The following is a 9,757-nucleotide window of genomic DNA, read 5'->3' as shown; positions in this document are numbered from 1 at the left end:
TTAGAACCGGCCGGTTTCAAACTGCTGGCCCAGCAGCGTCTGCAAGGTCTGAACCACGCTGAACGCCTCCTTGAGCTGCGAGAGCTCGGCTTTCGACAGCTCCATCGGGTCCAGGAAATTGTCGGGTGGCACGCCTTGCGCGATCTGGCTAGCCTGGTGGCGGATGCGCAACGACGCCAGGAATTCCAGCGCCTCTCGCAGATTGCGGGCGCTTCGTTCGCTCATGTATCCGCCAGCACCAGCCCCAGCGCCGAGCAGGCGTTCGTGGGTGTTGACCGCTGCATGGCCGAGCGCCAGCGCCTGAACGCGTGCCAGGTCCACGATGGGTACGATGCCGTTGAGCTTGAGGTCGATGGTGCCCTTGTGTTCGCCGCTGCGAAAGGGCGCCAGGCGATTGAACAGGCCCAGCGGTGGCCGACGGCTCAACGCGTTGCTGACCATGTGGGCCAGAAAGATGGTGTTGCCCCGCGTGCGTTCCAGCACGTTGGCACGCAACCGGTCGAGCAGCGTGGTGTTGCCATGAATCGCCCGCAGGTCGAAGAACACGCAGACGTGCATGAGGGCGGTCGGATCGGGCTCACTGACCCACAGCGCAAACCGTTCGACCCATGCATGCAGCGGCAGGCGCCAGGCTTCGTTGCACGCCATCATCATGCCGGGGCAGTGCACATACCCGCAGTCGTTCAACCCGTCGCAGACGAAGCGCGCCAGCGCCTGAAAGTAGCTGCCATGGCGGGGTTCTTCGTAGCGGTCGTCGAGCACCAGGCAGTTGTCCTGATCGGTGCGCGCGGTCTGTTCGTTGCGGGCCTGTGAGCCCGCAGCGACCCAGACGAACTCCACCGGCGCGGGACCCAGCTGTGCCTGGGCGAGTTCCAGCAGGCGGATGGTGACCGCGTCGGTGATGGCCGTCACCAAATGCCCCGTGGTCATAGCAGAGACATGGGCGTCCACCAGACTTTGCTGCAGCCGGGGGATGCGCGCGCAAACGCGCTGGAGTCCCTGCACCGTGGACTCGCGCCGGATGTCGTCCACCAGGTGCTCGGTACAGGGGTTAGTACTTTGGTGATCGTCGATGGACATCCCGGAGAGTGTTGCGGGTTTTCCCTCATGGGGTTTGACCTGCCTCAAACAGCGACCCTGACGATTTGTAAGAACTCGGTAAGTTCCGAATCAAGAATGGCGCGAACCCTTAACACTTGCTTATGTTGCTCTTCATCTCTGCCATCAAGCTCATCGCCGAAATTGCCCTGCTGGCGCTGGCAGGTCAATGGCTTCTGGGCTTGCTCGCCGGCCAGAAGCGCGACACCAACATCTTCTATCAGATCCTTCAGCAAGTGGGCCGGCCGTTTGTTCAGGTGGCACGGCTGGTGACGCCGCGCAAGGTGGTGCTCGAGCGCCATCTGCCCCTGGTGGCGTTCCTCCTGGTCGCTTTTCTGTGGGTAGGCATCACCCTGTTCAAGGTCAGCCATTGTCTGAAGATCGGTATGGAGCTGTGCCAATGACTACATCCCTTCATCGCTGGTATGTCCGCTGGCTGGTTCGCGCCCTGCTTCTGCTGGGTCGTCGCGATCTGGCCCTGGAACGCATCGATGCACAGCTGGCCATCGACGGGTTGAACCTGCATGCGCTGTCGACGCGCGCCCATGTGCTCGCGGAAATGGGCGACAAGGAGGCTTCGCTGCAAACACTGCGCCGCCTGGTCGAGGTGGCGCCCGAGCAGGCCGCGGGCTGGTTCAACCTGGGTTACCTCAGCGAGGAAATGGGCGAGCTCGAGCAGGCCGAATCCGCCTTTCGCCGCGCCACAGAGCTCGAACCCAAGCTGGACCGCGCCTGGTACGGCCTGGCCCTCGCCCTCATTCGCCAGCGCCGCTTCGACGAAGCCGTGCCCGCGCTGCGCAAGAACACAGAACTGCAACCCATGAGCCCCTACGGCTGGTATCAGCTGGCCCGGGTTCATGTCGACCGGCAAGAGCCTGAAGAGGCGGTGAAGATCATTCACCACCTCCGCAGGTTCGAGCCCAAAGTGGCAGCACAGCTGGTGCGCGAAACGGGTCTGGGTCAAGTCCAAGCCTGAAGTTTCGCGCAGCAGTTGTGCTGCGGACAAAAGGGGTGTGTGGCGCCAGCCATTCACCGAAAAACGCGGACTGGTTGCAGGCTGCCTTGGGGGACAAGGCCGTGTTCGTGACGTGCCCGAGAGGGTCTTGTTGATGGAGGTCGATCGCATGGAACTGACTGATAACCACCGCCGGTATTGGCGGAAAAACCTGAACATCACAGCCATATTGCTTGCAATCTGGTTCGTGGTGACGTTCGTCGTGAGCTATTTCGCCCGTGAGCTGAGCTTCAACTTTTTTGGTTGGCCGTTCAGTTTCTGGATGGGAGCTCAGGGCGCCTTGGTGGTGTACTGCGTGATCATTGGGTACTACGCCTGGTACATGAACAAACTCGACATCGAACACGGTGTTGAAGAAACCGAGGACTGACACCATGGCAGGCATGTTCGAAACCAAGGCCGGCATGAGTTCCGGCGACGCCAATCGGGCGTTCAAGACCCAGCTCAACAAGGTGTACAAGTGGTACACGGGCGGCTTCTTCGTCTTCGTGGTGGTCCTGGCCATCCTGGAGCAACTGGGCCTTTCACGCGAGTGGATCGGCTTCATCTTCCTGCTGGCCACCATCGGCCTGTATGCCGGCATCGGCATCATGAGCCGTACCACCGACGCCGCGGAGTATTACGTGGCAGGTCGACGGGTCCCTGCGGTGTACAACGGCATGGCAACGGGTGCAGACTGGATGTCCGCCGCTTCGTTCATCGGCATGGCCGGCACCTTGTACCTCACGGGCTACAGCGGTCTGGCCTTCATCATGGGCTGGACCGGTGGTTACTGCCTGGTGGCGCTGTTCCTCGCGCCCTACCTGCGCAAGTTCGGCCAGTTCACCATTCCCGACTTTCTGGGTGAGCGCTACGGTGGCAACCTGCCACGTTTCATCGGCATCTTCGCCGCCATCCTGTGCTCGTTCACGTACGTGGTGGCGCAGATCTACGGTGTGGGCCTCATCACCTCGCGCCTGACCGGCGTGGCCTTCGAACTCGGGATTTTCCTGGGCCTCGGCGGCATTCTGGTGTGCTCGTTCCTGGGCGGCATGCGCGCAGTGACCTGGACGCAGGTGGCGCAGTACATCATCCTGATCGTGGCTTACATGATCCCGGTGGTGTGGCTCTCGGTGAAGCAGACCAGCGTTCCCGTGCCACAGGCGATCTACGGCTTCCAGCTCGAGAAGGTCACGGCCAAGGAAAAGCTCCTGACCAACGACCCCAAGGAACTGGATGTGCGTGGCGTCTTCAAGGCCCGCTCCGATGCCTTGGCCGAGAAGCTGAAAAACCCCGCTGCCGCTCTGGCTGCCGACAAGGCCGCTGCAGAGGGCAAGCTGGCCCAGCTTCGCGCCGCCAATGCGCCCACGGCCGAAATCTCCGCTGCCGAGAAGGCTGTGGCCGATCTGCCGAAGGACGAAGCGGCCGCCAAAGCTGCATGGACCCGCGCCAAGGCCGCAGCCGACACCAAGGCCCGACCGCTCAACGGCATGCCTCCGCACGCCCAGCAGTATTCGGGTGACCCGAACGGTGACGCCAAGGCGGTGGAAGCCTACGACACCTCGCGTCGCAACTTCCTGGCACTGATCTTCTGCCTGATGATCGGTACGGCCGCGCTGCCGCACATCCTGATGCGCTACTACACGGTGCCCAGCGTGAAGGAAGCCCGTCAGTCGGTCACCTGGTCGCTGTTCTTCATCTTCCTGCTCTACTTCACCGCGCCTGCCCTGGCGGTGCTGGTGAAGTACGAAGTGTTCCACGTGCTGGTGGGAACGCCATTCGACCAGTTGCCGGCGTGGGTGGCTTCGTGGAACAAGGTGGATCCGAGCCTGATGTCGGTGACCGACATCAACAAGGACGGCCTGCTGCAGCTCAACGAGATGACCATCGGTGGCGACATCATCGTGCTGGCCACGCCAGAAATTGGTGGCCTGCCGTACGTGGTTTCGGGCCTGGTGGCTGCGGGTGGTCTGGCTGCTGCGCTGTCCACCGCCGACGGCCTGCTGCTGACGATTGCCAACGCACTGTCGCACGACCTGTACTACAAGATGATCGACCCGAACGCATCCACGGCTCGCCGCGTGACCATCTCCAAGATGCTCCTGCTGGTGGTGGCCTTGTGCGCAGCGTATGTGGCGGCGCAGAAACCGGCGGATATCTTGTTCCTGGTCTCGGCGGCGTTCTCGTTCGCAGCGGCGGCGTTCTTCCCGGCCCTGGTGCTGGGCATCTTCTGGAAGCGTGCTACCGGCATCGCCGCATCGGCCGGCATGGTCGCCGGTCTTGGCGTGACCTTCTGGTACATGATCACGACCCAGCCCTGGATGCGCGGCCTCTTCGGCATCACCTCGCCGGTGGAGCTGTGGTTCGGCATCCAGCCGATCTCGGCCGGTGTCTTCGGCGTGCCCCTGGGCTTCGTCGTGATCATCCTGCTGAGCCTGGTCACCCCGGCGCCCAGCCGCAAGGTGCAGGAACTGGTGGAGCATGTGCGCTACCCCAGCCTGAGGGCTGCCTGAGACCCGGTGTCAACCTGAGTTGACCCCTCCTGACCGGCGTCACGGCGCCGGTCAGGCCCCGGAACCCGGCCAGTTTTGCGACTGGCCGGGTTTTTTGCTAGAATCATGGGCTTGCCTTGCTGCACCCCAACCGACGCTGGGGGCAGCTTCTATTCACAAGGAGAGTCCATGCGTCACTATGAAATCGTATTGCTGATCCATCCGGATCAAAGCGAACAGGTTCCAGCCATGCTGGAACGCTACAAGGGCATGATCACCGCCGGCGGCGGCAAGATCCACCGCGTTGAAGACTGGGGCCGTCGTCAGATGGCCTATCAGATCAACAAGCTGTCCAAGGCCCACTACCTGTGCGTCAACATCGAGGCCGATCAGGCCGTGATGGCTGAACTTGAACATGCTTTCAAGTTCAACGACGCCGTGCTGCGTCACCTGACGGTGCTGCGCAAGAAGGCCGACACCGGTCCTTCGGCCATGATGCGTTCGGTCGAGCGTGAAGAAGCCCGCAAGCTTCAGCAGCCTTCGTCCTCGCAGCAGCACCAACCGCAGGAACAGGCCGCCGCATAAGTCCGCGGCGCGAAGTCGTCATCGGGTGAACATTCTCCAGTTGTCGGCCGCGGTGGTGCAGGTTCAGAGCCTGCGCTACACCCCGGCAGGCATCCCCGCCGTCAATCTCGTGCTTGAACACGAATCCGAGGTGGTCGAGATGGAAACCCCGAGACAGGTGAAAGTGCAACTGAAGGCGGTAGCCTTTGGTGCCCAGGCTGAAATCCTTTCCCGACAGGGTCTCGATTCGGTTTGTGAGTTTCACGGTTTCATGGCGAACGGGCGCAACGGCAAAGGCGTGGTGTTCCACATCCAGGATTTCAGCAAGATTTAGAAGGAAGGCCCATCATGGCTGCACCAAAACGTTTCAACAAAGACAAGCGCCCCAAGCGCAACACCCAGTCGCTGCTTTTCAAGCGCAAGCGCTTCTGCCGCTTCACCGTGGCAAACGTCGAAGAAGTTGACTACAAGGACATCGATGTCCTTCGCGACTTCATCGCCGAAAACGGCAAGATCATCCCCGCGCGCCTGACCGGCACCCGTGCTTTCTACCAGCGCCAGGTCAACACCGCCATCAAGCGGGCCCGCTTCCTGGGCATGCTGCCCTACAGCGACCAGCATCGCGTCTGAAAGAGAGCCTGACATGCAAATCATCCTGCTCGACAAAGTTGTCAATCTCGGCGCCCTGGGCGATGTGGTCAAGGTCAAAGATGGCTACGCCCGCAACTTCCTGATCCCTACGGGCCGCGCTCGCCGTGCTACCCAGAACGCCATTGCCGAATTCGAAGGTCGCCGTGCGGAACTTGAAAAAGTCGCCGCTGCCAAGCACGCTGAAGCCCAGGCTCTCGGTGAGAAGCTGGCCGCCATTTCGCTCAAGCTGACGCAAAAGGCGGGCGTGGACGGCCGTTTGTTCGGTTCCGTGACCAACCACGACGTGGCTGAAGAGCTGAACAAGCAAGGCTTCAAGGTTGCCAAGTCGCAAGTGCGCATGCCCAATGGTCCGTTGAAGAACGTGGGTGACTACGCGGTCAACGTGAACCTGCACACCGACGTGAACATCGAGGTCAACGTCTCGGTGCTCGGCGAAACCGCCTGACACTGCGCGGGTTCGCCTGCCAGAAGCCGCTGCCTCAGGGCAGCGGCTTTTTTTCTGCCTGATGGACGGACTTGTCCCAGGTTCTCCACCCGATTCACACCGGATTTCCACAGGGTTGTCCACCCCCGATCGATGCCCCCGGGCGTACCATCGTCCTTTGCCCTGAGATCCCATGTCCGCTGTTTTTTCGAACCCCTTTCCCGACTTTGACTCAGCTCATGGCGAGTCCGGCGATCGCCAGATTGCCCAGTTGCGCGTGCCTCCCCATTCGATCGAGGCAGAGTCCAGTGTGCTGGGCGGTCTGCTGCTCGACAACGGCGCCTGGGACCGAGTGGCCGACCTGGTCACCGACACCGATTTCTACCGTTATGAGCACCGCCTGACCTACTCGGCCATCGCCACGCTGGTCAACGCCAGCAAACCGGCCGACGTGGTGACCGTGTTCGAGCACCTGCAGAACCTCGGCAAGGCGGAAGAGGCGGGCGGCCTGGCCTACCTGAACTCACTGGCTCAGTACGTGCCCAGTGCGGCCAACATCCGCCGCTACGCCGAGATCGTTCGCGAGCGCGCCATTCTGCGCAAGCTGGTGGCAGCCAGCGACGAAATCGCCACCGCCGCGTTCAACACGCAGGGCAAAGCCGTCGACAAGATTCTGGACGAGGCGGAACAGAAGATCTTCAACATCGGGGAAGAAGGCTCCCGCATGAAGGAGGGTTTTCAGGGCATGGACAAACTCGTGGTCGAGCTGCTCGACCGCGTGCAGGAAATGGCCGACAACCCCAACGACATCACCGGTGTGCCCACCGGCTTCGTCGATCTCGACCGCATGACCTCCGGGCTTCAGGCGGGCGATCTGGTAGTGCTGGCCGCACGTCCGTCGATGGGAAAGACCGCCTTCGCCATCAACATTGCCGAGCACGTGGCCCTCAATGAAGGCTTGCCGGTGGCGGTGTTCTCCATGGAAATGGGTGCATCGCAACTGGCGGTGCGTATCGTGGGCTCGATCGGCCGCATCAACCAGACGCACTTGCGCAACGGCAAGCTCACCGACGACGAGTGGCCTCGCCTTACAGAAGCCATCGAGAAGCTGCGCAATGTCTCGCTGCACATCGACGAGACACCAGGCCTGACCACCAGCGTGCTGCGCGCGAATGCGCGGCGCCTCTCTCGCCAGTGCGGCAAGCTCGGCCTGATCGTGGTCGACTATCTGCAGCTCATGAGTGGCAGCGGCGGCGATGGCGACAACCGCGCTTCAGAACTGGGCGAGATCTCGCGCGGATTGAAGATGCTGGCCAAGGAGCTGCAGTGCCCAGTGATTGCGCTTTCGCAGCTCAACCGCAGCGTGGAAACGCGCACTGACAAACGCCCCATGATGAGCGACCTGCGCGAATCGGGCGCCATCGAGCAGGACGCCGACATCATCATGTTCATCTACCGCGACGAGTACTACACCAAGGACGCCTGCAAGGAACCGGGTGTGGCCGAGATCATCATCGGCAAGCAGCGAAACGGGCCCACCGGCACGGTGAAGCTGGCCTTCCTGAACATGCTCACACGGTTTGAAAGCCTGGCGGGCGGCGGAGACTTTTAAGCCAGGGATACCGCGGAACCGGCTTTGCCGGGCCGCAGGTATCGCCCCCTTGAGGGGGTGACGCGCCAAAGGCGCGGCGCGGGGGAGTTACAAGACTTCGCTTGCGAAATCGGCCAGGCGGGAACGCTCACCGCGCGCCAGCGTGATGTGCCCACCGTGAGGCCAACCCTTGAAGCGGTCCACCGCAAACGTGAGGCCCGATGAGCCTTCGGTGAGGTAGGGCGTGTCGATCTGCGCCAGGTTGCCCATGCAGATGATCTTGGTACCAGGGCCGGCGCGGGTGATCAGTGTCTTCATCTGCTTGGGCGTCAGGTTTTGCGCCTCGTCGATGATGACGTACTTGTTCATAAAGGTGCGCCCACGCATGAAGTTCATGCTCTTCACCTTGATGCGGCTGCGGATGAGTTCGTTGGTGGCTGCGCGCCCCCACTCTCCCGCGTTGCCGCCATCGCCCTTGGCGAGGAACTCCAGGTTGTCATCGAGTGCACCCATCCAGGGGCCCATCTTTTCTTCCTCGGTGCCAGGGAGAAATCCGATGTCCTCGCCCACGCTCACGGTGGCGCGGGTCATGATGATCTCGGTGTAGCGGCGGTCGTCGAGCACCTGCGTAAGCCCACTGGCCAGCGCCATCAGCGTCTTGCCGGTGCCGGCCGTTCCTGCCAGGGTCACGAAGTCGACCTCGGGGTCCATCAGAAGGTTGAGCGCGAAGTTCTGCTCGCGGTTGCGGCTGGTCACACCCCACACGGCGTTCTTGAGGTGGGTGTAGTCCTTGAGCGTTTTGAGCACCGCGGTCTTGTCGCGGATTTCGGTAACGCGGGCGTACAGCGAGGGTTCGCCAGGCGCTTCGAAATAGACAAACTGGTTGATGTAGAACTGCCCCACCGACGGGCCGCTGACGCGGTAGAAGGTGTGGCTGCCACTCTGCCAGCTCTCGATGGTCTTGCTCTGGCGCGTCCAGAAGTCCTGCGGCAGTGCCAGGGCGCCCGCGTAGAGCAGTTCGCCATCGTCCAGCGTCTTGTCGTTCTGGTAGTCCTCGGCGGCCAGACCCAGCGCGCGGGCCTTCACCCGCATGTTGATGTCCTTTGAAACCAGGATCACTTCCCGTTCCGGATGGCGACCGCGCAGCGCGTGCACCACGCCCAGAATCTGGTTGTCGGCCTTGCCCTGGGGCAGGCTGGAGGGCAACTGGTTGTCCAGCGGCTCGGTCTGGAAGAAGAGCAGGCCGCGTGCCGACTGGTGGCCGGTGGCCGACAGCTTGAGGCCCTTGGTCATGTCGCCGCCCTGCTGGGCGACCAGCGCATCCAGGGTGCGGCTGGTCTGACGGCCATTCCGGGCCACTTCGGTCATGCCCTTCTTGTGGCCGTCGAGCTCTTCCAGCACGATCATGGGCAGGAAGATGTCGTGTTCCTCGAAGCGGAACAAGCTCATGGGATCGTGCAGCAGCACGTTCGTGTCCAGCACAAACAGGCGGGCTGGGCCGTTTCCGTTCGACTTGCCGCCGCTGCGCCGACGGTTGCTGGCCACGGGAGACACCTTGGTGCTGGCGTTCAGAGGCGCTTCGACCTGGCCTTGCCTTGCCTGCGGAGCGGGTTTGGACAGTGGAGCGGCGGGGCTCAGTGCCACGGGAGCGGCACGGGGCATTTCGGCGCGTGCAACAGCAGCAGGCTCGGCATTTTTTCGACCACGCGTGCGCGATGGGGACCGTGCTTCTGGCGCATGGGAGGGGGCAGCAAGCGCAGCGGGCGCCGGAGCGGTGCGCTCGGGCTCCAGGATGACAGCGGTGAAATCGGACGACTCTTCGGCAGCTTTGAGGGAGTAGGCGTCGGGGGCGAGGAGGGCAGCGCGTTTGGAGGGGGCGGGCGGCAGTGGCATGAGGGCTTGGTGTTCAGCGAGGGGCTGGAAAACAAAAAGCCGCCGGGGTG

Annotated in this window: 11 protein-coding genes; 9 read left to right on the top strand and 2 right to left on the bottom strand. The window is 62.5% G+C overall.

What is annotated here, in order from left to right; all coding sequences use genetic code 11:
* The gene (locus tag CAP37_RS10320) at window positions 1-1,080 is read right to left on the bottom strand and encodes a DUF294 nucleotidyltransferase-like domain-containing protein (protein WP_086124077.1); all 1,080 of its coding nucleotides are present in this window, start codon (window positions 1,078-1,080) and stop codon (window positions 1-3) included.
* 122 nt (window positions 1,081-1,202) lie between these two features.
* Between CAP37_RS10320 and CAP37_RS10315 the strand changes: the two genes are divergently transcribed.
* From CAP37_RS10315 to dnaB, 9 genes are all read left to right on the top strand, one after another.
* Entirely contained in the window at window positions 1,203-1,502 is a 300-nt protein-coding gene (locus CAP37_RS10315; RefSeq protein WP_086124076.1) for a hypothetical protein, read from the top strand.
* The gene (locus CAP37_RS10310; protein ID WP_086124075.1) at window positions 1,499-2,074 is read left to right on the top strand and encodes a tetratricopeptide repeat protein; all 576 of its coding nucleotides are present in this window, start codon (window positions 1,499-1,501) and stop codon (window positions 2,072-2,074) included. The genes CAP37_RS10315 and CAP37_RS10310 overlap by 4 nt, the downstream gene beginning before the upstream one ends.
* 148 nt (window positions 2,075-2,222) lie before the next feature.
* Window positions 2,223-2,483: a DUF4212 domain-containing protein gene (locus CAP37_RS10305; protein WP_086124074.1), complete on the top strand. Its 261-nt coding sequence runs from the start codon at window positions 2,223-2,225 to the stop codon at window positions 2,481-2,483.
* A gap of 4 nt (window positions 2,484-2,487) precedes the next feature.
* The gene (locus tag CAP37_RS10300) at window positions 2,488-4,605 is read left to right on the top strand and encodes a sodium:solute symporter family protein (protein WP_086124073.1); all 2,118 of its coding nucleotides are present in this window, start codon (window positions 2,488-2,490) and stop codon (window positions 4,603-4,605) included.
* A gap of 168 nt (window positions 4,606-4,773) precedes the next feature.
* On the top strand, window positions 4,774-5,169 hold the full coding sequence (gene rpsF / locus CAP37_RS10295; protein ID WP_086124072.1) for a 30S ribosomal protein S6: 396 nt from the start codon (window positions 4,774-4,776) through the stop codon (window positions 5,167-5,169).
* Window positions 5,170-5,194: 25 nt separating this feature from the next.
* Window positions 5,195-5,482, top strand: coding sequence for a primosomal replication protein N (priB, locus tag CAP37_RS10290; RefSeq protein ID WP_086124071.1), 288 nt, complete (start codon window positions 5,195-5,197; stop codon window positions 5,480-5,482).
* 14 nt (window positions 5,483-5,496) lie between these two features.
* Window positions 5,497-5,778 carry a 30S ribosomal protein S18 gene (gene rpsR / locus CAP37_RS10285; protein ID WP_066270073.1) on the top strand — a complete coding sequence of 94 codons (282 nt, stop codon included), beginning with the start codon at window positions 5,497-5,499 and terminating at the stop codon, window positions 5,776-5,778.
* 13 nt (window positions 5,779-5,791) lie between these two features.
* Window positions 5,792-6,244, top strand: a complete 453-nt coding sequence (rplI, locus tag CAP37_RS10280; RefSeq protein ID WP_086124070.1) for a 50S ribosomal protein L9 — start codon at window positions 5,792-5,794, stop codon at window positions 6,242-6,244.
* A gap of 172 nt (window positions 6,245-6,416) precedes the next feature.
* Window positions 6,417-7,835, top strand: coding sequence for a replicative DNA helicase (dnaB, locus tag CAP37_RS10275; RefSeq protein ID WP_086124069.1), 1,419 nt, complete (start codon window positions 6,417-6,419; stop codon window positions 7,833-7,835).
* Between the two features lie 87 nt (window positions 7,836-7,922).
* Here dnaB and CAP37_RS10270 read toward each other — a convergent pair whose 3' ends face one another.
* On the bottom strand, window positions 7,923-9,707 hold the full coding sequence (locus tag CAP37_RS10270) for a PhoH family protein (RefSeq protein WP_086124068.1): 1,785 nt from the start codon (window positions 9,705-9,707) through the stop codon (window positions 7,923-7,925).
* Window positions 9,708-9,757 lie beyond the last annotated feature (50 nt).

Origin of the sequence: Hydrogenophaga sp. IBVHS1, assembly GCF_002127265.1 — a bacterium.
Taxonomy (GTDB): domain Bacteria; phylum Pseudomonadota; class Gammaproteobacteria; order Burkholderiales; family Burkholderiaceae_C; genus Hydrogenophaga.
The sequence above is the reverse complement of the archived record's forward strand: the minus strand, read 5'-3'. Positions and strand labels throughout refer to the sequence as shown.